The sequence below is a fragment of the Moraxella nonliquefaciens genome (assembly GCF_001679005.1).
GTDB classification, from domain to species: Bacteria; Pseudomonadota; Gammaproteobacteria; order Pseudomonadales; family Moraxellaceae; genus Moraxella; species Moraxella nonliquefaciens.
The window spans coordinates 152,714-178,106 of sequence record NZ_LXTW01000003.1; the positions used below are offsets into that span (position 1 = coordinate 152,714).

General features: G+C 44.2%; 19 protein-coding genes. 11 read left to right on the forward strand and 8 right to left on the reverse strand.

Going from position 1 to position 25,393, the window contains the following annotated elements:
• Positions 1-34 precede the first annotated feature (34 nt).
• Entirely contained in the window at positions 35-1,102 is a 1,068-nt protein-coding gene (locus A7456_RS01870; RefSeq protein ID WP_067006994.1) for a DUF4349 domain-containing protein, read from the forward strand.
• Between the two features lie 176 nt (positions 1,103-1,278).
• Positions 1,279-1,734, forward strand: a complete 456-nt coding sequence (locus A7456_RS01875; RefSeq protein WP_158512459.1) for a hypothetical protein — start codon at positions 1,279-1,281, stop codon at positions 1,732-1,734.
• A gap of 157 nt (positions 1,735-1,891) precedes the next feature.
• Here A7456_RS01875 and A7456_RS01880 read toward each other — a convergent pair whose 3' ends face one another.
• Positions 1,892-2,245, reverse strand: coding sequence for an arsenate reductase family protein (locus A7456_RS01880; protein ID WP_067006997.1), 354 nt, complete (start codon positions 2,243-2,245; stop codon positions 1,892-1,894).
• A 91-nt stretch (positions 2,246-2,336) separates the two neighbouring features.
• Between A7456_RS01880 and leuS the strand changes: the two genes are divergently transcribed.
• The 6 genes from leuS to A7456_RS01910 all read left to right on the forward strand — a co-directional run bounded on the left by leuS (position 2,337) and on the right by A7456_RS01910 (position 10,372).
• Complete coding sequence (gene leuS, locus A7456_RS01885; RefSeq protein WP_067007000.1) at positions 2,337-4,928, forward strand: leucine--tRNA ligase; 2,592 nt, start codon at positions 2,337-2,339, stop codon at positions 4,926-4,928.
• An 86-nt stretch (positions 4,929-5,014) separates the two neighbouring features.
• Positions 5,015-5,308, forward strand: a complete 294-nt coding sequence (locus tag A7456_RS01890) for a hypothetical protein (protein WP_065256063.1) — start codon at positions 5,015-5,017, stop codon at positions 5,306-5,308.
• Between the two features lie 86 nt (positions 5,309-5,394).
• Complete coding sequence (locus A7456_RS01895; RefSeq protein WP_067007003.1) at positions 5,395-5,883, forward strand: LPS-assembly lipoprotein LptE; 489 nt, start codon at positions 5,395-5,397, stop codon at positions 5,881-5,883.
• 11 nt (positions 5,884-5,894) lie between these two features.
• Positions 5,895-6,905, forward strand: a complete 1,011-nt coding sequence (gene holA, locus A7456_RS01900; protein WP_067007006.1) for a DNA polymerase III subunit delta — start codon at positions 5,895-5,897, stop codon at positions 6,903-6,905.
• Between the two features lie 159 nt (positions 6,906-7,064).
• Positions 7,065-8,372, forward strand: a complete 1,308-nt coding sequence (locus tag A7456_RS01905) for an efflux RND transporter periplasmic adaptor subunit (protein ID WP_067007365.1) — start codon at positions 7,065-7,067, stop codon at positions 8,370-8,372.
• Between the two features lie 8 nt (positions 8,373-8,380).
• Positions 8,381-10,372 (forward strand): MacB family efflux pump subunit, encoded by a 1,992-nt coding sequence (locus tag A7456_RS01910; RefSeq protein WP_067007009.1) that lies wholly within the window; start codon positions 8,381-8,383, stop codon positions 10,370-10,372.
• 72 nt (positions 10,373-10,444) lie between these two features.
• Here the strand turns inward: A7456_RS01910 and hemB are convergent, their stop codons facing one another.
• The 4 genes from hemB to A7456_RS01930 all read right to left on the reverse strand — a co-directional run bounded on the left by hemB (position 10,445) and on the right by A7456_RS01930 (position 15,103).
• A complete protein-coding gene (gene hemB, locus A7456_RS01915; protein ID WP_066892570.1) occupies positions 10,445-11,452 on the reverse strand; it encodes a porphobilinogen synthase in 1,008 nt (335 codons plus the stop codon).
• 173 nt (positions 11,453-11,625) lie between these two features.
• Positions 11,626-13,749, reverse strand: coding sequence for an NADPH-dependent 2,4-dienoyl-CoA reductase (locus A7456_RS01920; protein WP_082995390.1), 2,124 nt, complete (start codon positions 13,747-13,749; stop codon positions 11,626-11,628).
• Positions 13,750-13,862: 113 nt separating this feature from the next.
• Positions 13,863-14,351, reverse strand: coding sequence for an META domain-containing protein (locus tag A7456_RS01925; protein ID WP_067007012.1), 489 nt, complete (start codon positions 14,349-14,351; stop codon positions 13,863-13,865).
• A gap of 266 nt (positions 14,352-14,617) precedes the next feature.
• Positions 14,618-15,103, reverse strand: coding sequence for an FKBP-type peptidyl-prolyl cis-trans isomerase (locus A7456_RS01930; protein ID WP_066885610.1), 486 nt, complete (start codon positions 15,101-15,103; stop codon positions 14,618-14,620).
• Positions 15,104-15,364: 261 nt separating this feature from the next.
• Between A7456_RS01930 and A7456_RS01935 the strand changes: the two genes are divergently transcribed.
• Positions 15,365-17,227 carry a M61 family metallopeptidase gene (locus tag A7456_RS01935; protein WP_082995391.1) on the forward strand — a complete coding sequence of 621 codons (1,863 nt, stop codon included), beginning with the start codon at positions 15,365-15,367 and terminating at the stop codon, positions 17,225-17,227.
• A 23-nt stretch (positions 17,228-17,250) separates the two neighbouring features.
• Here A7456_RS01935 and A7456_RS01940 read toward each other — a convergent pair whose 3' ends face one another.
• From A7456_RS01940 to pal, 3 genes are all read right to left on the reverse strand, one after another.
• Entirely contained in the window at positions 17,251-17,865 is a 615-nt protein-coding gene (locus A7456_RS01940) for a pseudouridine synthase (protein WP_066892577.1), read from the reverse strand.
• 113 nt (positions 17,866-17,978) lie between these two features.
• Positions 17,979-19,700, reverse strand: coding sequence for an OmpA family protein (locus tag A7456_RS01945; RefSeq protein ID WP_067007015.1), 1,722 nt, complete (start codon positions 19,698-19,700; stop codon positions 17,979-17,981).
• Positions 19,701-20,153: 453 nt separating this feature from the next.
• Positions 20,154-20,681, reverse strand: coding sequence for a peptidoglycan-associated lipoprotein Pal (gene pal, locus A7456_RS01950; protein WP_066885620.1), 528 nt, complete (start codon positions 20,679-20,681; stop codon positions 20,154-20,156).
• A 386-nt stretch (positions 20,682-21,067) separates the two neighbouring features.
• On the opposite strand from pal, the gene pepN reads away from it, so the two are divergent.
• Together pepN and A7456_RS01965 are read left to right on the forward strand one after the other, a co-directional pair.
• Complete coding sequence (pepN, locus tag A7456_RS01960; protein WP_067007020.1) at positions 21,068-23,647, forward strand: aminopeptidase N; 2,580 nt, start codon at positions 21,068-21,070, stop codon at positions 23,645-23,647.
• On the forward strand, positions 23,644-25,392 hold the full coding sequence (locus A7456_RS01965) for a tetratricopeptide repeat protein (protein WP_067007024.1): 1,749 nt from the start codon (positions 23,644-23,646) through the stop codon (positions 25,390-25,392). The genes pepN and A7456_RS01965 overlap by 4 nt, the downstream gene beginning before the upstream one ends.
• The last annotated feature ends 1 nt before the right edge of the window (position 25,393 follow it).

Sequence of the window (25,393 nt, forward strand, 5' to 3'; positions counted from 1 at the left end):
ATTTATATTAACCCAAACCCGTTTGGAAATCCCCATGCAAAAATCCCTTGCCCTTATCGTCTTTATCGCTTTATTGTCCGCCTGCTCCCCACAGCCCCATGGCGGCGAGATGTCTCATCAATCGGCAAGCTCTGATGTGGCAAGTGTGGATATGGCAGACGTTACCAATGCGGACGTAAGCGATTCAAATCTTGACAACTCAAACCCCAATAGCCCAAACCCTGATAATCCTACCCTTGACAGCCAAACCACCACCCAAGGCGAGCAGGTTCATTTGGCAAACAAAGCCTTTATCATCAAGGCGGATGTAAATTTTGCCGTCAAAGACGTGGTTGCCACCAAAGACCAATTGGAGAGCCTAACCCTACAAACGGGCGGATATATCCAAACGTCCAAGATTTATAACAACATCACCGACACGCACCGCTATCCGATTGGGGGTGAGCAGTTAAAGGTGCTGACCCATTTTGTGCGTCATGGCATGATGACGGTGCGTATCCCCAAGGCAAATATGGGCGAGTTTTTGAAGGGGGTACAAGGACAAGTGGTGTTTTTGGACGGTCAAGAATTTAACGCCACCGATGTTGCCCTAGACTTACAGCGTAACGCCCTACACGCCCAAATAGAAGCCGAACGCCAAGCCAAACTGGGCGAGCTTAACGCCACCAAAACAGATGATTTGGCGGACAAATCGGCTCATATGGGCGAGATGACAGATTCAAAATACCGCCAAACCCTTGCCGAGCTTGACCGCAAGGCTCTTGCCGAGCAAGTGGCGTTTAGCACGATAACACTTGCCTTTTATCAAAATCCGCAAATTTTTGAATCGGTCATGCCCGACACACAGGCATACATCGCCAAAGACGAGCGGGCGAATTTTGGTCATCGCTTTGTCCAAAGTATTGGCACAGGTTGGCTGTATTTCTTAGAATTTATCTTGTGGCTGACAAGTCTGTGGGCGTTTGCTTTTGGGCTTATTGTCGCTACTCTATTTTATAAAAAGGTGTTTAAGCCGTTTTATAATCGACCGTTTAGAAAAAAGGCAACTAATGGGACGGTAAAGCCGAAGGAAGTGGGAAATAAAGAGAGAGATGATAAATGATAAGGTTGGGTTAAAGTGATTTTAAATTTTTCTGATTTTATTAAAAATACTTTTTATAAAATTAAAATAGTTTTAAAATTAAAATACATAAAGGCAGTTTATTCGTCTGATTATCAAGATTGGCTTGGGAAAACTACCATTTATTGACTGTAAGAGATTTATGGGTTATGAAAATTGTGTATCACATTACCGCTCAATTAATAAATGACGGTGATAATCATAAAGAATCTAAATCACAAATCTTGGTCAATGACCAACCCATTGGTATATTTATTGATGAATGCCACCTAAGAGATGTTGTACAAGTAGATGTGGATAAGTTTATTTTGTTTGCAACCCATGATTGTCCCTTTGAAGAAACGTTGAGTGTTTATTTGATTGACATTAAAAATTCATTGATTATGGATGGTTTGTGGTTGGGATTGGCGTATCATACAGATTTTTTCACTGGTATAACCATTGAGAATGATACAATCAAATTTAATTTTATAAGTAATGATGTATGGGAATTAACGTATGTCAAACAAGGATTTTTTGATGGTATTCATGCGTTAAAAGAAATGATTAATCCTATTGTGCATAGACGGCTATCTATAAAGTGTTATCTAAAAATACATAACGCCCAATCTTAATTTAAAGTGGTAATTTATGATTGTTGGGTGGTTATTTTTTAGATTATAGGGGCGAATTACATTCGCCCAAAAATCAACACTTTATTACAGGGCAAATGTGATCTACCTCTATAATCTACCCAAAGGCGTGATTGATTAATAAACCAAATTTAAACCACTACACCCCAAACACCCCACCCCATTCATGCTCATCAAAGCCGATAAGTGCCACATCATCTCCCATGACAATCGGACGTTTTAGTACGCTAAGGTTGTTCTTGACCATCTCATACATGGCGGGCAAATCATCACTTGCCAAAATTGCCTTAGTTTCATCGTCAAATTTGCGGTAGGTTGTGCCTTGTTTGTTGATGACTTTTTCGCCAAAGGTTGCCACAAAGTTGGCAAAGTCATCTTGGCTTAGTACCGACTTTTTATAATCAAAAAATTCATACGTTATGCCGTTTTGATTGAAAAAATCAAACGCTTTTTTCATGGTGTTGCAGTTATTGATGCCATAAATGGTCGTCATGGGGGTGTCTCGCTTTACAAAATATTGGCAAATTATAACAAAAATCGGCTATAATAGCATGTTAAAATTTTTTATTTTGAGTTAGCCAACCATGAGCCTAAACGATTACGATTTTAAAGCCATTGAACAAGCCCAGCAAGCCAAATGGCAAGCCGATAACCGTTACCACACAGATAATAATGACCACGGCAAACCCACCCGCTATATGCTCTCCATGTTCCCCTATCCAAGCGGTAAGCTCCACATGGGACACGTTCGCAATTATGCCATTACGGACGTATTATCTCGCTACTACCGTCAAAAAGGCTATGATGTCATGCAACCCATGGGTTGGGATGCTTTTGGTTTGCCTGCTGAAAATGCCGCCATTGACAACAAAGTTGCCCCCCATGTCTGGACAATGTCCAACATTGAGCATATGCGTGGTCAGTTAAAATCGCTTGGCTTGTCTATTGATTGGTCTCGTGAATTTGCCACCTGCTCGCCTGAGTATTACAAATGGGAGCAATGGCTATTTTTGCAACTTTATAAAAAAGGGTTGGTCTATAAAAAGCTGTCTACCGTAAACTGGGACCCTGTGGATAATACCGTTCTTGCCAATGAGCAGGTTGTGGACGGTTGTGGCTGGCGTTCAGGTGCACCTGTTGAAAAACGGGACATTCCGATGTATTATTTTAAAATCACAGACTATGCAGATGAGTTGCTTGATGATTTAAAATTGCTAGAAAACAAATGGCCAAAACAAGTGCTTAGCATGCAACAAAACTGGATTGGCAAAAGTCATGGCATGGAGCTTGATTTTAGTTATAAAGTAGACGGACAAGCGGACAAACTCACCGTCTTTACCACCCGCCCTGATACCGTCATGGGTGTCAGCTATCTTGCTGTGTCAGCAGAGCATCCACTTGCCCAGTATGCGTCTCGCCAAAACGAAAAAATCGCCGAATTTTGCAAACTGTGCAAACAAGGCTCGGTTGCTGAAAGTGAGCTTGCCAAAGCTGAAAAAATGGGTATGGATACAGGGCTGTTTGCCAAGCACCCCATAACGGGCGATGATGTGGCGATTTGGGTTGCTAACTATGTGCTGATGAGCTATGGCTCTGGTGCGGTCATGGGCGTACCTGCTCATGATGAGCGTGATTTTGAATTTGCCAAAAAGTATGGTTTGCCCATCAAGCAAGTCATTGAATTTAAAGGTAAAGAATACAGCACAGACACATGGCAAGACTGGTATGGCGATAAAAATGGCGTGTGCATAAATTCTGGGGTGCTAGATGGCATGGGCAAAGATGCTGCAAGTGCCAAAATCCTAGAAATTGCAGGCGATAAGGCAAATGCTACCGTTCAATACCGTCTGCGTGATTGGGGGGTGTCTCGCCAACGTTATTGGGGCTGTCCGATTCCGATGATTAACTGTGAATACTGTGGAACGGTGCCTGTGCCTGAGCAAGATTTGCCTGTGGTGCTACCTACCGATGTCGTGCCTGATGGTCGTGGTAATCCTTTAAAATCACTGCCCGAATTTGTGAACTGCACCTGCCCAAAATGTGGGCAACCCGCCGAGCGTGAGACCGATACTTTTGATACCTTTGTGGAGAGCAGTTGGTACGCCCAGCGTTTTACCACGCCCCACGATGACACCCAAATGGTTGGGCATCAAGGAGTGAGTAAATGGCTGCCTGTCAACCAATATGTGGGCGGTATTGAGCATGCCATTTTGCATTTACTGTACGCTCGCTTTTTTCATAAGGTCATGCGTGATGAGGGATTGGTTCAAGCAGATGAACCCTTTGAGAATCTACTGGCTCAGGGTATGGTGCTGGCAGGGACGTTTTATCGTGAAAAGGCGGACGGCTCAAAAACATACTATTTCCCTTATGAAGTAGAAGTACGTGGCAACGAAGCGATACTCATGGCAGATGGCGAACCTGTCAGTATTGGCAAAATTGAAAAAATGTCTAAATCCAAGAATAATGGCGTGGACCCACAGACCATCATGGGTGAGTATGGTGCAGATACAGTACGCTTGTATACCATGTTTACCGCCCCTGCCGATCAAACGCTAGAATGGTCGGATTCTGCCCTAAAAGGCCCTTATAATTTTATCAAAAAAGTGTGGCGACTGGCTGATGAGCATTTGACCGCCATCGGTGATGTGGATGAAGCGATTTTAAAGACATCGGGTCATGGTCTGTCAAAGTCTGCCAAAGCTCTACGCCGTAAGACACACGAGACCATTGCCAAAATTGATGCTGCCTTGGGGGAGCATTTGGCTCTAAATACACCTGTATCATCCTTGATGGAGCTTGCCAATGACATTGGGGCGTTTGGTGTCGCTGATGATGGTGATTTGGCGGTGCGTCATGAAGCGATGGTAACGCTTTTGACCATATTGTCGCTGTATGCCCCGCACGTCGGCGAACATTTGTTGGAGACATTTGGTTTTGACAGTCGCTCCTTGATGTTCCCAACGCTTGACAAATCAGCATTAACCAGCGATAGTGTGGTCATGGCAGTACAAGTAAACGGTAAAGTACGTGGTGAGATTGAAGTACCAACAGGCACAGACAATGACACCATCAAACAGATGGCAGTACAACATGAAAGTGTCGCCAAATTCATCACAGGCGAACCCAAAAAGGTCATTGTTGTGCCAAATAAGCTTGTGAGTGTGGTTATTTGACAGTTAGGTAGGATGTGCTATTTATGCCCCAAACGACATGCTGATTTTATTTTTAAATTTAAATTCACTCATAAATCGTCTGTATTATGCCAAAAACCAAACTGTTTAGTCTGTTATCTAACATTGCCATTTTAGCCAATTTGATTGTGGGATTTTTGCAGGTGCATTGGGCGGTGATTGTTGTTTTTATCGCCGTTCATGCCATGTTGCGACTGAGCTATATCAAGGCACAAAGCGAGCAAATGGTGCGTGATAAAAACACCACACAAACCAGCATCGCTCCACCTGTTGTGCGTCATATTGCAAGTGTCATCACGGCGGTGATTTTGGCAGTACTGATTTATTGGGTCGGTTATGGCGTGGCGTATTTTGTGGGGTGATTTTTAAATGGCTTTTGGAGATGATTTGCCCATGATAAGGCTAAATGCCCCATCTAAATACAACTTTTAATGTAACAAGGACAGCCATGCCAAAATTTTTAACCGCCCCATTTTTAATCTTAGCTGTCTTATCCGCCCTAACTTTGTCAGGGTGTGGATTTGCTTTGCGTGGAATGAGCGAGGATTTGCAGATTGACCCTGACCATCAGACGGTACAGCTTAATCTGGATGACAGTCAAGAAAACCTACACCTAAAACAAGCCATAACCAAACATTTGAAGCTGATGCACCTAAGTACAGGACTTAGTACCAATCAAATCCGTGTGGATAATTTACATTTTCGCCGTTATGAATTGGTTGGTACTTTGACCGAGATTCGTTTGGTGTTAAGTGCAACTGTTAAAATCATGGTTGGCGATAAAACCACAACCACTGTGATGCAAGTGGAGCAAAGCTATCAATATAACGAAGCGAGTGTGATAACCCTTGATCAGCAGGGCGAAGAGAGTAAGGGTTGGTTATATGATCAGCTGGGCGAACGTATTGCTGAGCGTTATCGGGTCATGGCACGCTAAGCGAGCAGATTGTGCAACAACGATTTTTACCCCTTTTTCATCACCTTAAAAACGACAATACCACCCCCACAAAGGGACTGTGGGTCATGCACAGTGATGAACCGCTTTTGCATCAATGGCTCATTGATGCCTGTCGCCCTATATGGTCTAAAAATAATCAGCTTATTGAACGTGTGGAACTGTCATCTGTCAAATCGTGGTTTGATGTGATTGCCAAACTTAATGATTTATCGCTTTTTGGCGACAGTACCGCCTTGATTGTTACAGGTAATTACAAACCTGACACAAAAGCAATTGCCCGCCTTAGTGCTTTTGCCGATGATGTGATGGGTGGACACAGTCATCATCATCTCATTTGGTGCCTGCCCAAACAGGATAAAAAATCACCGACCACCAAATCATTAAAACTCTTTGATAATCAAGGACTTATCATTGATGGCAATGTTTATAATGAGAAAATACGTACCGACATTTTGACCGCCAAAGCCCAAGAGCTTGGGTTGATACTCAGCTTTGATGCGTGGCAAATGCTGTTATCACACACAGAACATCATCTGTTGTCAGCATATCAGTGTTTATGGCGGACGTCTTTTTTATATACACGTGGACAAATGATTGGTGTGGATGAGCTGGAACAGTCGCTTGTGGATGGGGCGGATTTTACTGTATTTCATTTGTCGGACAATATGCTGATGGGCAATACCCAAAAGAGTCTTGCTATTTTGGAACATTTAAAACGCACCGATACCGCCCCAAGCATTGTACTGTGGGCAGTTGCCAAAGACATACGGCTGATTTTACAGATACAGGCGGGTAAACCATCAAGCGAGCTGGGCATCTGGCAGAGTAAGGCACATGTCTATGAACAGGCGGCACGGCGATTGCATGGACAGAATAATGCGTGGTTATCTGCTGTCTATGCCATTGATAAAACAATCAAGGGCGTGAGTGATAAAAATGCGTGGCAACTGTTGATGGATTTGATATTGTCGGTATGTGGGGTAAAAATAAATGGCGTATGATTAATGACAAAATGTTACCATTTTTGCACAAAAATTTATAAAAATACTTAGGATTTAATTGTTGTTTAAAACAAAAATTTTATAATGGTCATTGGTTTTTTAAAATTGCTGATTTTAAACACCCATTACCATCCTGCCAGTCATCATTTGGAAAAAATCATGCCCGCCACTGTCAAAAAATCCAAATTCTCCCCAAAATGGTTCATCACCGCCTTGATTGTGGGGCTAATTGGGTTTGTCATTTATCAACTTTTAAATCCCAAACCCACCCCGCCGTCTTATCTTACCGCTGATGCGGTCATGGGCGACATTGAAAATACGGTCATGGCATCGGGCAAGGTCAAGCCCATTTACAGCGTGGATGTGGGAGCTCAGGTATCTGGGCGGATTGTTAAGCTGTATGTAAAGGTCGGCGATGAGGTCAAAAAAGGCGACATAATCGCCCAAATTAATCAAATAGAACAAAAGAACGCCGTCTCCAATGCAGGTGCTAATTTGAGGCAAGCACAGGCAAATCTTGCTCAGGCTAAGGCCAATTTGGCATCTGGCGAAGGCAGTGTGGCAAGTTCACAGGCCATGTTGCAAGCACGCCTTGCTGAACTACAAAAAGCCAAACAAACCTTTGCTCGTTTGGAGGAGCTTTTAAACATTGATGCAATCAGTCGCCAAGATTATGACGATGCCAAAAGTGCGGTAGAGATTGCCACAGCCAATGTGCAAGTGGCAAGAGCAAATGTTCACAATGCCAAAAATGACGTTGTCTCTGCCCGGGCGAATATCCAAAGCCAACAAGCAAACATTAACAAAGCCCAAAACAATCTATCTACTGCTACTGAGGATTTGAGTTATACTACAATCGTTGCTCCGATGGATGGCACGGTCATCGCCATCACCCAAAAAGAGGGTACAACGGTAAATGCCATGCAATCCGCTCCAACCATCGTTACGCTTGCCGACCTAAGCCGTGTTCGTATTAACGCCCAAATATCAGAGGCAGACGTGGTAAATGTAAGTGCCAATATGCCCGCTCGTTTTAACATTATTGGTAACACTCAAAAGCAGTTTGATGCCACACTCACAGGAGTAGAACCTGCTCCTGAGAAAATCAGCACCAACAGTAATACCGATTCTGCGGTGTATTATATCGGTTATCTTGATGTGGATAATACTGAACGCAAATTTCGTATTGACATGACCGCACAGGTCAGCATTATTACCGATTCGGTCAAAAACGTGCTGACCATACCGTCATCTGCTTTAAAAGGAGATGGCAAGGAGGGTAAATATAGTGTACAAGTACTAACAAATGATGGCATCGCCAAACCCGTGGAGGTGCAAGTGGGGCTAAATAATCGTATTGATGCCGAGATTAAATCAGGGTTAAACGTCGGTGATAAAGTCGTCATTGGTGATTCAAATAGCCAAGGTCAAGACGAACAATACCAATACAGTCCGTCCATGCGTTAGGGGGCATAATGAAAATCCCACTCATACAAATAAAAAATCTGGTGCATGAGTTTTCTGCTGGCGATACGACTGTCCGTGTTTTGCATGGACTTGATTTGACTTTGTATCAAGGCGAGATGGTTGCCATTATCGGTCAGTCAGGTTCGGGAAAATCCACACTCATGAACATTTTGGGTTGTCTTGACAAGGCCACCGGTGGCAGTTATACCATTTTTGGTAAATCTGTGGATGAGATGAGAGGTGAGGAGCTTGCCGAACTTAGGCGTGAGCATTTTGGCTTTATCTTTCAGCGTTATCATCTTTTGGGCGATATCAATGCTCTTGATAATGTTACCGTACCTGCCGTTTATGCAGGCATGAATGCTACCAAAAGGCGTAAGAGAGCCACCAAGCTACTTACTCAGCTGGGTTTGGGCGATAAAATCACCAATCGCCCAAGCCAGCTTTCAGGCGGACAACAGCAACGTGTCTCTATCGCCAGAGCCTTGATGAATGGGGGCGATATCATTTTGGCAGATGAACCAACAGGGGCGTTAGACAGTGTTTCAGGTGAGCAGGTGATGAACATCTTGCACCGTTTAAAAGATGATGGACACACCATCATCATGGTAACGCATGATGCAAATTTGGCAAGTCAAGCCGAGCGAGTGATTGAGCTAAAAGATGGTCATATCATCATAGATTATTATAATGATAATGCCAAAAATCAAAAACCCCTAAACAATGATGCAAACATCCAAAACACCGCCACAAATAAAAGCATTCCCACCTCAAAAAATACCTTATTGGGTGTGATGGACCGTTTAAAAGAAGCCTTTAAAATGTCCATGTATGCCATGATGGCACATAAAATGCGTACACTTTTGACCATGCTTGGGATTATCATTGGCATCGCCTCTGTTGTGTCTATCGTGGGACTTGGGCAGGGTTCACAAGCTAAAATCTTAGCTGACATCAATGCACTGGGCACAAATACCATCACCGTGATAGACGGTTATCCCTTTGGCGACCCCAGACGGCGGTTTGGACAAGATAATCTGACCGTGGCAGATGCCAAAGCCGTTGCTGACCAACCTTATGCCCTGTCGGTAAGCCCCATGGTCAACAAATCGGTTAATATCCGCCATCAAAGTCAAGATGCAACAGGTACGGTAACAGGTGTGGGTAAAGATTATTTATCCGTTACGGGTGAAAAGCTGTTCATGGGACAAATGTTTGATGAAACCAGCATTGCCACATCCGCACAGGATGCCATCATTGACCAAAGTGCTTATGAAATTTATTTTAACAGCAAAGGTAATCCCATTGGGCAAACCTTGCTTATCGGTAATGTCCCTGCTCGTATCGTGGGGGTATTATCAGAAAATCCATCGCCCTTTGCCCGCATGAATAATTCACCCACTGTCTATCTGCCTTATACCACTGTTATGTATCGCATGCTTGGTAAAAACACCCTTGACCGCTTTGTTGTCTTGATTGATGATGATACACCATCGGCCATTGCTGAGACTGCCATCTCCAAACTCATTCAATCACGACACGGTACGGATGATTTTAATATCATGAACACCGACAGCATCAAAGAAACGGTACAATCAACCACCGCTGCCATGACCATGCTCATCTCATCCATTGCCATCATCTCGCTCATCGTGGGTGGTATTGGTGTCATGAATATCATGCTGGTGTCTGTTACCGAACGCACAAGTGAGATAGGTGTACGTATGGCAGTTGGTGCAAGAGAGTCGGACATTTTGGGGCAGTTTTTGATAGAGGCGGTGCTTGTGTGTGTTTTGGGTGGTGTGCTGGGGATACTGCTTGCTTTTGGTGTGGGCAGTCTTATCAATAAATTTGGCAGTGATAGCGTGGGGGTGATTTATTCACCATTGTCTGTCGTCGTCGCCTTTGTTTGTTCAACACTCATCGGTATCGTGTTTGGCTTTTTACCCGCTCGCAACGCATCAAAGCTAAACCCTGTGGATGCTTTGACTCATCATTAATGTAAGAGTGTTAAAAAAGAGCAAATGAATGCTCTTTTTTGTTTGATGTTGTTGGGTTTATGCTGTCAAATCTTACATGTCAGCAAGCATTCGCCCAGCAGTTAGGGCAAAATAACTTAATATCCCATCACAACCTGCTCGCCTAAATCCAACCAAACTCTCTAATATGACCGCTTCGCTAAGCCAACCGTTTTGGATGGCTGCCATGTGCATGGCATACTCACCTGAGACTTGATAGGCAAAGGTTGGCACACCAAAGTTATCTTTAACTTCACGCACCACATCTAAATAGGGCTGACCGGGTTTTACCATGACCATATCCGCCCCCTCCTTGATATCTAGTGCCACCTCATGTAGTGCTTCATTTCGGTTGGCAGGGTTCATTTGGTATTGTTTTTTATGCCCTTTTAGATTGTTTGATGAGCCAACTGCATCACGAAAAGGCCCATAGTAGGCGGAGGCGTATTTGGCAGAGTATGCCATGATGGCGGTATTGACAAAGCCCTCTGCTTCTAGGGCATCACGCATGGCACGAATGCGACCGTCCATCATGTCCGATGGTGAGATGACATCCGCCCCTGCACGAGCGTGGGCAAGTGTTTGTTTAACCAACGCCTGAATGGTGATGTCATTGACCACATAACCACTATCATCAATAATGCCATCTTGTCCGTGCGTGGTATAGGGGTCAAGAGCAACATCGGTCATGACAATAAGTTCGGGCAAGGCATCTTTGATGGCAGAAATGGCACGTACAGCAAGGGTATTGGGGTCATAGGCATTTTCGCCATTGGGTGATTTTAGAGTGGGGTCAATCACAGGGAATATGTCCACCATTCTTACACCTATCTTGTAGAGTTCTTTGCAATGCTTGACAAGCAAATCAATGGACAATCGTTCAATGTTTGGCATGCTTTTGATGGCTTGGCGTTGGTTTTGTCCTTCGATGACAAATACAGGAGCGATGAGATGACAAGGTTGTAGATGGGTTTCGCTGACCATATCACGCATGCCATCTAGCACACGCAGACGACGCAGGCGAGTGGCAGGAAAGGTGCGATTAAAAGTATAATTTGACATATATTGACCTTGATGAATTTGATAAAGATATGAAAATGGGAAGTATGATGTGTTCATTATACACCTTTTTGTGGATAAGTGGGCGGATAATCATTTTCATATAAAGGTGCATGTAAAGGGATGAGCCATCAAGTCATTATCATATTTATCAACAGGTCAAGAGTGGGTATGCTCTATAATTGAAGTCCCAATAAAAAGCCCTCTCTAATGGCTCGTTTGGCATCTAAACACTCGGCATTTTTTGCCCCACCAATGATGTGGTAGTGGGCTTTGGGGGTGTCGCCCAGTTTTGGCATGAGATGATTGACGGGCTCTTGTCCTACACAGAGTACCACGCTGTCCACACGGAGCAGTTGAGCTTGTGTATTTACCGTTATCCACAAACCCTCATCGGTGATTTTGTCATAAGTTGCCCCCGAGATTTGAATGACACCTGCTTGCTTGATGATGGCTTTGTGTACCCAGCCTGTGGTTTTGTTAAGTCCTTTGCCAAGTTTGCCATGACTGCGTTGTAATAGGTAAATTTGGCGATGGTTTGGTGTGGGGGCAGATTTGGCAAGTCCGCCTTTGCTGTCATAGTTTGGCTTGGGGTTTATGCCCCATTGGGCAAAAAATTCATCAGGGCTTTGAGCGGTGGGGCGATAAGCACGGTCATGCACGTCGCTGGCAATCACACCCCCATGTGCCAAAAATTCTGCCACATCAAAGCCAATACCGCCCGCTCCTAGTATTGCCACTGCCTTGCCTGCAACTTTTTGTCCTGAGAGCAGTTCGGCATAGGTCATGACCTGTGGCAAGTCGGTGCCATCAAATCGTACTTTGCGTGGCGTAACCCCTGTGGCGATGACAATATCATCAAAGTCGCTGTTTTTTAAAAATTCATCGCTTATTTCATGGTTTAGATGAACGCTGATGCCACATTTTTCTATCATGTTACGATAGTAGCGAATGGTCTCAAAGAACTCCTCTTTACCAGCAATGACTTTGGCAAAATTAAACTGACCCCCAAGCGTGCTGTTACGTTCAAAAATGGTCACGTCATGTCCACGCTCGCTTGCGGTAACGGCAACTGTCATACCAGCGACACCGCCTCCGATGACGGCGATTTTTTTAGCTTTTTTGGTGGGACGAATGTCGTATTCGCTCTCAAAACACGCTCGTGGATTGACCAAACAAGTCGCTCTCTGCCCTGCAAAGGTGTGATCAAGGCAGGCTTGATTACAGCCGATACAGGTGTTAATCAGATGAGCGTTACCCATTTGGGCTTTTTGTACCCACGCACTGTCTGCTAAAAAGGGGCGTGCCATCTGCACCAAATCCACTTGCCCATCTGCCAAAATCGCCTCTGCTGTATCAGGCATGTTAATGCGGTTAGCACCGATGATGGGAATATTAATGACCTCTTTGACCGCTTGACTAAATCGCACAAAACTGGCTCGTGGTACACCTGTAACAATGGTTGGAATGCGTGCTTCATGCCAGCCGATGCCTGTGTTGATGAGTGTTACCCCTGCCAATTCCAACCACGTGGCAAGAGTGATAACCTCTGTCATGACCGCACCATTTTCAACCAGTTCTAACATGGATAAGCGAAAACTGATGATAAAATCGCTGCCAACTGCCCGACGAATCGCTTTAACGATGTCTAGGGCAAATCTGGCTCGGTTATCCAAACTGCCACCATAATCATCGGTGCGTTGGTTGGTGCGAGCTGATAAAAATTGGTTAATCAAGTATCCCTCAGAGCCCATGATTTCCACGCCGTCATAGCCTGCTTTTTTGGCAAGTTTGGCAGTATGGACATAATCGTTTATGGTTGCCTTGATATTTTTGGTGGACATTTGGCGGGGTTTAAAGGGTGAGATGGGTGATTTGATGGGGCTTGGAGCAACCACAAAAGGGTGATAACCATAACGTCCACTGTGTAGGATTTGTAAGAGAATTTTGGTGTCGTATTTGTGTACTGCACGGACAACTCGGGCATGATGGATGATGTCAGCGGTTCGGTTTAATGTGCCACCAAATGGGGTAAGCCACCCCTCACGGTTGGGTGAGATGCCACCTGTGATGATAAGGGCGACACCGCCTTTGGCACGCTCCTCAAAGTAGCGAGCAAGTTTACCGTAATTATAAAACCTGTCTTCAAGCCCTGTGTGCATAGAACCCATGACCATGCGATTTTTTAGTGTGGTAAAACCCAAATCGAGCGGACGAAAAATATGCGGATAGGGGGTGTCATCGGCGTGGATGGGGGTGGGTTTGCTTTTTGAGAATTTGCCTTTAAAAAATGTATTCATGGCTGTCCTTGTGCTATTGATACAAGCGATGGCTTGATATATTGTAGCATAAGGGCGACCAAAGCGTGGGATTTTGATGGTAAAATGACCCAGTGGTCATCTTGTGGTGTGGGTTATTTTATCGCCTTAAAATACAATGCTTGACCTTGGTCATTAAAGAGTGTAAGGTTGGTGGCACTGACTTTATAATGGCTAAGTGTGGGCAAGAGCCGTTCTAATATTTGCTCTAATGCCATCTCAGAACATGCCATGCGAGTGGAGGCCACAGCACCGATGTGTAAGGTGTCATCGCCGATGTCGCTCATGCCAAACATGAATGTGTTGCACCCTGCATGACCACTGGCATTGGTAGGGTCTGTCAAATCAAACTCACCTTTGATTTTGCCTTGATAATCTATCCCTTGCACGGCGGTAAGTTGCCATTTTTGGCGAAGATGGGTCAGGTGGTGGGTGGTGTCAGATTGCGACGGTCTCAAAGGCAAATCTGTCATAGTTGGGGTTGGTTCGCTATTATGAGTATTTTTTATTGGGGGCGTCAAAGGTGTGGCAGAGCAGGCAGTCAATAGGGTGGTGATAATCACTAAGAGAGCTTGGGTTTTCATAAAAATGCCTTTGGCGAGAGTTTGGATGGAGATTAAAACATGAGAGCATGTCTGTCATTGAGATATTTTATGAAAAGAGATTTTGTGAAAAAAAGAAATGTCAATAAAAAAAGAGAGACAGGCACGTCCATCATGTTTAAAAAGTAAAAACTCAAAGCAGATAAGCTTATCCCAAAGATTGGTTGTGTTTAACTTTCTTTGGGACTTTGGACTTTGGACTTTGGACTTTGGGGTAAGTTCAAATATTTGGGTTTTTAATCAATCAATCAGTGATGATGACCGCCTGCTCCGTGTGCATGACCATGTGCAATCTCATCGGCGGTGGCTTTGCGTACATCAACGACCTCAACGTCAAATGTCAGGGTAACACCAGCTAAGGGATGGTTACCGTCTACGACGACAATATCATCATTAACATCTTTGACGGTAACAAGCATGACATGACCATCATCGGTTTGTGATTGAAATTGCATGCCAGCTTCAATGTTTTCAACACCTTGAAAGTTTGCACGTGGCACTTCTTGGACAGCCTCGCTAAGGTACTCGCCATAAGCATCTTCTGGGGCAACAGTTACGGTAAACTTATCGCCCACACTTTTGCCCTCCATTTTAGATTCAAGACCAGAAATGATGTTATGATGACCGTGCAAGTAAGCAAGTGGTTCACCATTTGACTTATCCAGCACGTCGCCGTCGCTGTTGGTTAGGGTGTAGTTGAATTGTACAACGGTGTCATTTGCAATGATTGACATGAAATTTTCCTATAAAAGTGAAAAATGTTTATCAGTACATGGGGTGTTATGACTGACAATCAAGAGCTATTATAGCAAAGTTTTGATAAATATTGGGACTTGTTTACAAAAATTTTTTAAAAGCGGATGAATACAGACCCAAATCAATTTTGATATAATAACGCAAATTTAGCAATATCTTTTTGGCAGTACAGTCATCATTTGCAATTTTGCCATCATTGCAATTATTTAAATGATACACCCATTTTATAAGGTAATATAATGACACCATCACACTTAGCCCCCAATTTGTTATTAGCCCCCAATTTGTTAAATGTCAATGCTAAGCAGGACGTTGCCATTCATTATGTGCTTGATTTTAATAGGCATCGTGAACATTTGGTTAATGTCGTCATGAGTTTTGATATGACAGAGATGATACACCCCGATGAGGGATTTGGTTTGTGGTTACCGACATGGATAGCGGGCAGTTATTTGGTGCGTGAGTTTAGCAAAAATATCACCAAAGTCATCGCCTATGATGAGATGGGGCGGGCGTATCGGGCGTATAAAAGTGCCAAAAACCATTATGAGTTTACTGGTATCCATCAGACAGGCAGGATAACGGTGCATTATGAGGTGTACTGTCATGATTTGTCAGTACGAACGGCATTTGTGGATGATAGCCGACTTTTTGGTAATTTTACATCGCTTCTTTTTATGTTATCAGGCAATGAGTGGGCATCTGCTTGTGTGCATTTGCACGTACCACAGGACTTTTTGGCAAAAAATGAAGGCTCATCGCTCGCTTGTGGTCTGCCCCACATCGTGCGTGAGTATGAGTGGGGAGTGGAATATTTGCTTGCCCCAAAACAGGCCTTTGCATATTATGATTACCCCTTTGAATTTGGTGTGCAGTCGCTGTTTGATTTTACAGTACAAGCATCAGGCAGGTCAATTGGTCATCGCTTTTTTATCGCAGGGCGACACCGCACTGATCTGACACGGCTGTCAGCAGATGTGCAAAAAATTTGTCAAAGCTATGCCCATCTGCTGGGCGATGTGCCTTTTGCTGATTATACCTTTATGACGATGGTAACAGGCGGTGATTATGGCGGATTAGAACACATTAATTCAACCGCTCTTATCACTTCTCGCACTGATTTGCCTGTGAATGAGTCTCATGTACCCAGTGAGTCTTATCAGCGGTTTTTGGGGCTGTGTAGTCATGAGTATTTTCACGCTTGGTGGGTCAAATCGGTGTGTCCTGATGTGATGATAAGTTGTGATTTACAAGCAGAGGCCTACACGTCTCTATTATGGGTATTTGAGGGCTTTACCAGTTATTTGGATGATTTGATGTTACTTGTCTCAGGTGTGATTGATAGAGCAAGTTATTTTAAACTCATCACCGCTCAAATTAACCGTTACTATAAGACAGACGGCCGTATACACCAAAGTGTGGCAGAGTCTAGCTTTGATACATGGATAAAGCTGTATCGCCCTGATGAAAATACCACCAATCAGAGTGTAAGCTATTATAATAAGGGGGCATTGGTGGCGTTGTGTCTTGATTTGAGCTTGTTAAAACATTCAGGGGGCAAATACCGCCTGTTTGATGTGGTTAAAGTCTTTTATGACAAATCCAAAATGACCGATGATAAACGTTTTGGTATGAGCGATGATGACCTTGACGATGTCATTGGGGCGATGATGGGGGTGGATGAATGGCAAGACTTTTATCGTAGGTATGTTGTGGGTGTGGATGAGTTGCCCCTTATTGCATTGATGAGCGAGTTTGGGGTGGTGCTAGACAGTCAAAAGACAGAGACAGCATGGGGTGTGAGCGTAGATGAGGGTGATGATGGTCTTAAAATCAAGCACCTACACCGTGGCAGTATCGCCAGTGGTGCAGGGCTGTCGGTGGGTGATGTCATCGTGGCAATAGATGGCATTCGTGCCAGTGGTGCGGGCATAAAATCAGCACTAACTCATGCAAGCAGTGTGGTGGTGCATGCTTTTCGCCGTGATGAACTTCGTACCTTTACAGTCCATCGTGGCTTGCCAACGCTACATAAATGTGTATCAGTGCGTACGACAGATTATCAAGAAAAAGGGTGGCTTGTTTTTGATAAATGGCTATGATGATGAGATGTCTTACAGTATCGTCAGTCCAAAAGCATTTGTGTCAGTTCATCATGACTGACATGAATGCGTCTGCTTTGTCCGACAGCTAAGCTGCCAACATGCCAACAAAGTTTATCATCACCAATTTGTAGACGAATAAGTCTAAGGCAAGGCAGACCGACATGAGCGGTCATACGACGGATTTGGCGGTTTTTGCCTTCAAAGATGGTCATCATCAGCCATGCGGTGGGGATATGTTTACGTTCACGAATGGGCGGATGTCTTTGCCATACGTTAATGGGCAGATTGTCATCACTTAGGTGTAAGACATGAGCAGGTAGGGTGTTACCGTCTTTTAGGGTAACACCTGTACGCAGAGCATGAAGTTGCTCGTAAGTGGGGATGTGTTCTACTTGTACCAAATAGGTTTTTCCCCATGGCTTGGTTTGGCTGTGTGTGGATGGGGTGGTGATAAAATGGTTGAGCATGCCGCTATTTGTAAGAATAAGCAGTCCTTCACTGTCCTTGTCCAAACGCCCTGCTACACGCAGGCTTTTATCATCAAAATAATCAGCAAGTGTCATCATTTGGTCGTGGTCTTTTCTAAATTGACTGTGAACATTATAAGGTTTATTAAATAGGACAACGATGGGCATGGTTTGTCATTCTTAAAATTCATTGTTAAATAAAACCAATCAAATAAAAACCCAGCATGATTTGACTGGGCTTTTATTGTAACATATTTTATCAATAGGTTTATCAAAGCTGATCAGTTGTTTTGCTTGGGAGCAACTTCAACAGGTGCGTCGATGACCACGTCGGTTACAGGCGTATCATGTTCAGCATGTTCATGGGTGTCTTGGAGGGTGGTTGCAGGGCTGGTTGGCGCATTACCAACAGCAGCGATTTGCTCACCATCTTTGATTAGCGTGAACTCAATGCGACGGTTTTGGAAGCGACCTTGCTCGGTGGCATTGGTTGCCACAGGATGGTCAAAACTTGCTCCAAAGGTATCCAAACGCTCATCGGGCACACCCTTAGAGACCAGATAATCATGAACGGCACTGGCACGTTGTTCGGACAGCTCTTTGTTGTACTCATAAGAAGCATTGGTGTCGGTATGACCTGTGATTTTTAGTTTGGCATCGGGCAGTTTGATGAGTTTGGCAGCTGCCAGGTCAAGGATTTCTTTGTTTGGTTCAGGAATCTCGCTTGAATCATTGGCAAAGTTGATGATTTGTCTATTCAAGGCACGCACCAAATCATCAGCGACAGATGGGGCAGGCATCTCACTTAGACCTACAATGGCAACTTTGGCGGTATCAATGCTTTGGGCGACAGCGACATTAATGTCAAGCTGTGGCTCTGCTTCTACCACAAAGTCAGCAGGAACTAAGGCTTTGGTAGCATCGATGAGTTTGGTGATATCATCGGCATTGGCAGCATTAAAGAGAATGGTTTTGTCAATGATGCTCACGCTGGCATTAGGCACGCCTTTGATGAGATTAAAGATGCCAGTTAAATACTCACCAGCTGGCAAAGTATCTGCCACATCAGAGCTGACATTTAGCTGACATTTGTCTTTTGTTACGCCAAACGTATCTGATAGGGCAGTACCAACATCGGTAAAGACGCTCTGGCCACCAGCTTCACCACGGCAGGAGTAAATGCCTTGACCTGTCTCATCGGTGGCAAGACTAAGCGTGGCAGGAGCAACACTCATGGCAGTAGTGCCAACAGTAGGAGTAGTTTGAGCAGGTGTGATGGGTGTTGCCACGGGCGTGGGTTTTTCTTGACAACCACGCAACAGCAACCATGCCAACCCTGCAAAAATCACCACGCCAATGATGGGCAATAAGGCCTTCATAAAACTGCCTTCTGCTTTTTTGATGGGTTTTAGTTGACCATTAACATGGGTAACGTCAGGATTTTTGTCCTTAGTAGTTGGCTGCTCTAAGGTACTTGTGCTTGATGTGTTGGTAGTGGCGTTGGTGGCAGCATTTACCGATGATGACACGCCCAATGTGGCAGCTCCTGCCAACAGACCCGCTGGCAGTAATTTTTCTGCCCAGTTGGGTAAAAACTCTGCAAAATCATCTGTTTTTTCTTGTAGGAAAGTGTGCAGTGGACTTGACCCTGCCAGTGTGTTCAGTTCACGTACGATGAGCGGTGCGGCATTGGCAGTTAGAGCTTCTGTGGTGGTGTTTGGCAGTCCATGTTCAAAGGCAAGCTCATTATTTAAGGTGGCAACTTGACTGACGCCTTGGGCATCTTGGATGAGAGTACTTAGCACATGATTGCCATCTTCAAGTTGTGTAGGGGTGAGTGCTTGCACTTTGGTGGCAATATCAGGGTTGCTAAGATTTGCACCAAACAGTCCATACAATCCTGTTAGTGCATTTGTCTTGGCGGTGTCATTGCCATCATGTTCGCCAATTAGGGCTAAGACTTTGGGGCTAACAACCGTTTGTAAATGATTAATCAGATTCATAAAAGCTCCTTACTGATTAGGAGTTGCCTGCCATTTATAATATTTATAAAACATTAATATAAAATATGAATGAAATATAAATCCATCATCATAAAATAATCATAAAATACCAAAGGCAGGCACGGCAGGCACATCCTAATCATGAATAAAAATAAAAAATTTTAATTTTTGGTATTTTCAATAATATTGACATCAATATTAAACCTAATCATACAGTATTCTATTCTACGTTAAAATCATGACAAAAGCGATGGTGGGTTTACAAATCATTTAAAAAACAACAATTATGCAACAATTTTATAAGAAAATCATACCATGAATTTTGAGAGGTTTTTAAAATTGGCTTGATATTGATGATATTGATGATAAAACCCAGTCATTAATAGCCAATAAAAACCCAAATCACATGATGACAAAAATCACAAGATTTGGGTCTGGCAGTTTTAGGTTCGCTTAGTAGCTTAGTTCAGCACGGCGATTTTGAGCCCAAGAGGCTTCGTTAGAACCTGTGGCGATGGGTTGTTCTTCGCCAAAACTTAAAATCTCAATATTGGCACTGTTTACGCCTTTGCTGGCAAGATAGCTACGCACAGACGCCGCACGACGTTCGCCCAATGACATGTTATATTCACGAGAACCACGCTCGTCGGTGTGTCCTGCAATTTGTACTCTGGCGGTTTGATTGGCGTTTAAAAATTGGGCTTGACGGTCCAATATGGCAGCAGCATCAGGACGAATGGCGTCTGAGTCAAAGTCAAAATGTACCACGCCTTGCATGTTTTGAGCGGCATTTTGGATGGCGACCGAATTATCTACCAAAGCACCGCCAGTATAGCCAGTATGACCAGCATTGACACCATGTCCACCCAATGGGGCAACCACGACCTGTGATTTTGGTTTTTGGCTGGCACAGCCTGCAACCATCAACGTGCTGGCGGTCAAAGCCAATACTAAGGTTGTTGAAATTTTAGATGTAAGCATAAATGCTCCTTTGATGAAAGAACTGGTTAAAACCATTTTGGTGATTATACTATTTTTACCATTTTACCACAGTTTGCTGTTTAATGACAATTTGCAAAATCATGTGAGAAAACCATACATTATAATGACAAAATTCACTGGGTTTAGCAAGTCATTTGCATGTCATTTTAAGGTTGTTTTTGGGTATTTGGACAAAAAATTGGTCTTTTTTGAGATTTTGTGGGCAGTTGTGTCAAAATAATGACCATATTGGCAATTTTTGGGGTGAGATGGTCTTTTTTTCATGACAAAAATTTGATAGTATGGCGTGTTCATTTATCCATCTCATGTTGATTAAATTTAAAAATGAAGTCAGCACCCAAACATCTTTAATATAGGATTAGACCATGACAAACAGCACCAAAGAACCCCAAAAAATCTACCTAAAAGACTACACACCTCCAACTTATCGTGTGGACGACATTTATTTGGACATTAGGATATTTGATGACCACGCCACAGTGTCTGGTGTGCTAAACATGAAGCGTGAGCATGACGGAGCGCTTGTTTTATTTGGGCGTGAGCTTGAACTGCTTGGCATTAGTGTCAATGACAAGGCATTGACCGCCGATGAATACAGTTTAGATGGTGAGAGTCTAACCATTCATCAGGCACCTGATACCGCCAAAGTTGCCATTGAGGTAAAAATCACACCCCAAACCAACACCGCCCTAGAAGGCTTGTACCAATCAGGTGCAGGCGATGAGTTGATGTTTGTTACCCAGTGCGAGCCTGAGGGTTTTCGCAAGATTATCTTTTTCCCTGACCGTCCTGATGTTCTGACCGAATACACAACCCGAGTAGAAGCAGACAAGCGTTTTTCGGTACTGCTTGCCAATGGCAATCTCATACAACAAGGAGATGTGGGTGATGACAGACATTTTGCCATTTGGCATGACCCAACCAAAAAACCAAGCTATCTGTTTGCCTGTGTGGTGGCGGATTTGGCAGTTACAAGCGACCATTACACCACAAGCGAGGGGCGTGATGTGCTCCTAGAAATCTACGCCTCGCCTGCTGATATTGACAAATGCCACGTTGCCATGACCGCCCTAAAAGATGCGATGGCATGGGATGAGGAGCGTTATGGGCGGGCGTATGACCTTGACCGTTATATGATTGTCGCCACAGGGCAATTTAACATGGGTGCGATGGAAAATAAGGGCTTGAATATTTTTAACACCTCTTGTGTGCTATCTAGCCCAAAGACCACAACCGATGAACGCAGTTTTCATGTCAAGGCGGTCATCGCTCATGAATATTTTCACAACTGGACAGGCAATCGTGTTACCTGCCGTGATTGGTTTCAGCTGTGCCTAAAAGAGGGCTTTACCGTATTTAGAGACCAAAGTTTCTCAGCCTCCCATCGCTCGCCTGCGGTGCAACGCATTGATGATGTGAGTTTTTTAAAGGCTCACCAATTCAAAGAAGATGCAGGCGTGTTGGCTCACCCTGTACGTCCTGACAGTTTTGTGGAGATTAATAATTTTTACACCGTTACCATCTATGAAAAAGGGGCAGAAATCGTACGTATGATAGCAACATTGCTGGGGCAAGATAAATTTCGCCAAGGCACGGATGAGTATTTTGCTCGCTATGATGGTCAAGCCGTTACCATTGAAGATTTTTTATCAGCAATGAGCGTAGGCGATGAACGTGTGCTGGACTTTTTGGCATGGTATACCCAACCAGGTACGCCTGTACTGTCAGGTGGATTTGAGGTGGTGGCTGATGGCGTTGAGCTGACATTTAGTCAAGAAACTCGTCATGTGGCAGGATTTGATGAACCAAAAGCCTTGCCCATTCCGATAGATGTGGCGATTTTTCATGGAGAAAATGGACAACTACTTGCCCAAGACTTGCTACTTTTAACCGAAAACAGCCAATCATTTAGTTTTGATGGTCTGGATTTGGGTGGTGTACGTCCTGTGGTGTCGGTACTTCGTAACTTTTCTGCCCCTGTCAAGCTGGTATTTGATCATACTGATGAAGATTTGATGAAAATTGTGGAATTTGAAAATGAAGGCTTTAACCAATGGCAGGCAGTACAAGCATTGGTGGGTAGATTGTTATTTGGCAAATCGGATAATATCACTTTGCTGACCGATACTCTAAAACGTATCGTACCAACACTTATGCACAAAGACCCCATGCTTAGTGCCCGCCTATTTGACGTGCCAAGCGAAAGTGAGCTTGCCGTGGCGTATGATGAGAATTATAAACCACAAGAGGTCAAAGCGACACGCACCGCCTTAAAAGAGCAAATTGCTCACGCCTTAGCTGACCATGTGCAAGCGTGGTATGACGCCCTGCCCATCGTGCCTTATGAGGACACCCCTGACGCTCGTGGAGTGCGACTGCTTAGAAATGTACTGCTAAATCTGGCATTGACCGCCAAACTTGACATGACCGAACGTGCCCAGTATCAATACGCCAACGCTTCTTGTATGAGTGAGCAACTGGGTGCATTGGAGGCGATGATTGAGTTTGGCTTGCCAAATGCAGACGATTATACCACTCAGTTTTATGAAGAATATCATGATGATGATTTGGTCATTGACCAGTGGTTTAGTGTGCAAGCAGGGGCGGACAGTCGTGATGTGGCATTTATCAAGACCCTAATGGAGCGAACGGATTATGATTGGCAGACACCAAATCGTGTGCGTACCACACTTGGAGCATTGGCAAATAAACCCACTCAGCTATGGACAAAAGACGGCATCTTACTGTATCTGTCGGCTTTGGCACGTTTGGATGTGATAAATCCTGTACTGGCTTCTCGTGCCTTATCGGCTCTGGCACGTTGGTATACGCTAGCAGATGATGATAAAGAGATGGTTAAGACAGAGCTTCTCGCCTTACAACAAAAGGTAAGCTCTAAAAATGTGCTTGAATTTTTAAATAACATGCTTGAGGGCAGAGCATGAATATCGCCCCATTTGTCTGGTTTGAATTTGACAAAGAGGTACATGAGTTGTGGCAGAGTATGAGCGTGATGGGCAAGCGTTTTGCCTATCATGAACGTCTGTCTGTACTCATGGCTAAGCAGACAGCATTCAAGGCGGATTTGGACAGCCTTAAACTGTTAGACGTATTCTTATCAGCGGTCAAGTCAGATTTGGCAAATAAACATGTAAGTGAATCTTATGCGATGGCTCATGACGACTTTGCTCGGCTCATCATCATTTTGGCGTATCATGTTATCCAAGTGATAAAACAGGAACTTAGACAGGCGGTGGTTAAGCCTACCGTGGATATCTATACCGCCCAAGGGTTTAGCCGTGTCTATACTCGCCTGTTCTCGCAGATGGGGGCAGACCCCCAAAGTCAGATGACAGCTGAACAGTTGCAGGGCTTTTATTATGGCATGGGTGTATTATGTCAAGGCGTGGGGCAAGCAGGGCAGGCGGTGGCGGATAGGTTTTTTATCCTGCCTGTCATCGGAGCAAGGCTGTTTGGTACGATTGACCGCACCTTTGTGGCAGGTCTTGATGATGACGGTCAAGGTGTGGGTGTGGCAGAGGATAGTTTGTATTGGGCGGTGTATGATTTTATTGAGGGTTTTAAGCGATTGCAGTACAGTGCAAATGCTGATGATAAAGCCAAGCAGTTATTTAGCGAACAACCGCTATTTTTAACGCAAGTAGATAAGTCAGTGCAAGCGGTTGATGAGCAAGATGAGCGGAATGAGCAAGCTATTTTACAAAATGGTTTGCAATATGGTTTACAAAACCACTTGCCACGTGACGGGCAAGATAATGAGCAAAATAATTTAAATAACGACCTGCAAAATCATTCAATAAACCCTTTGACAAACGATGGGCAAAATGATTTAACAAGTTTGCATAATCAAACCATGGTGGATGGACAACCAATCAGCCATAGCCCAGCCCCAGTTGTGCAAGATATGCAAACCTTGCAATCTGCCCAGTCTGCCAGTCAAGCTCATGTTGCAAGCCCAAACACACCACATCAAGCCAAAAGTCCGCACCAATCCAATGCCACAACCCTGCCCCCATCTGCTTATAAAAAAAGAGCAAGAGCCTCACACACGCCCAAGCTCTTTGATGAGGCATACCAAGATTTGCTAAATATCAACACCCCAAGCGATGCTGTCAGTGAGTATCAAAAGGCAGCGGCAATATTAACCAAATTTGATACATTCATTAGTAATAAAATCGCCCAAGGCAAGCAGATGGATGAGATTGTATTTAATGATAATCAGTTGCAGGCACGCAAACAGGCACTTGCTCTGCTGGTAAAGCTCATCAAGCAGAATAATCCATCTGCCATGTTACGCCTTGCTTTGTGTTATTTTGAGGGGCGTGGGGTGAATGTGGACATTCATAAGGCCATCATGCTTACCAAGCGTTCTGCCCAAATGGGTGATGTCCGAGCCCAAAAACTACTTAGCCGTCTGTATTATCAAGGCTTTGCTCCGAGTGATGGCGGTATGGCGATGGACGTGAGCATGGGCGAACATTGGCTTCGCAAGGCGGCAGATGGGGGGCATCCTGAGGCCAAAAAGGTGTGTGCTTATATGAATCAAGTGGAGCTTTTAAAAAATGACCACCGCACCGAGATGATATCGGACAAGCGTTATGGCATGTTATTCATCGCCCTAGGTGTGGGGACAGTACTGCTATTTATTCTGCTGGGTGTGATATTCTAAC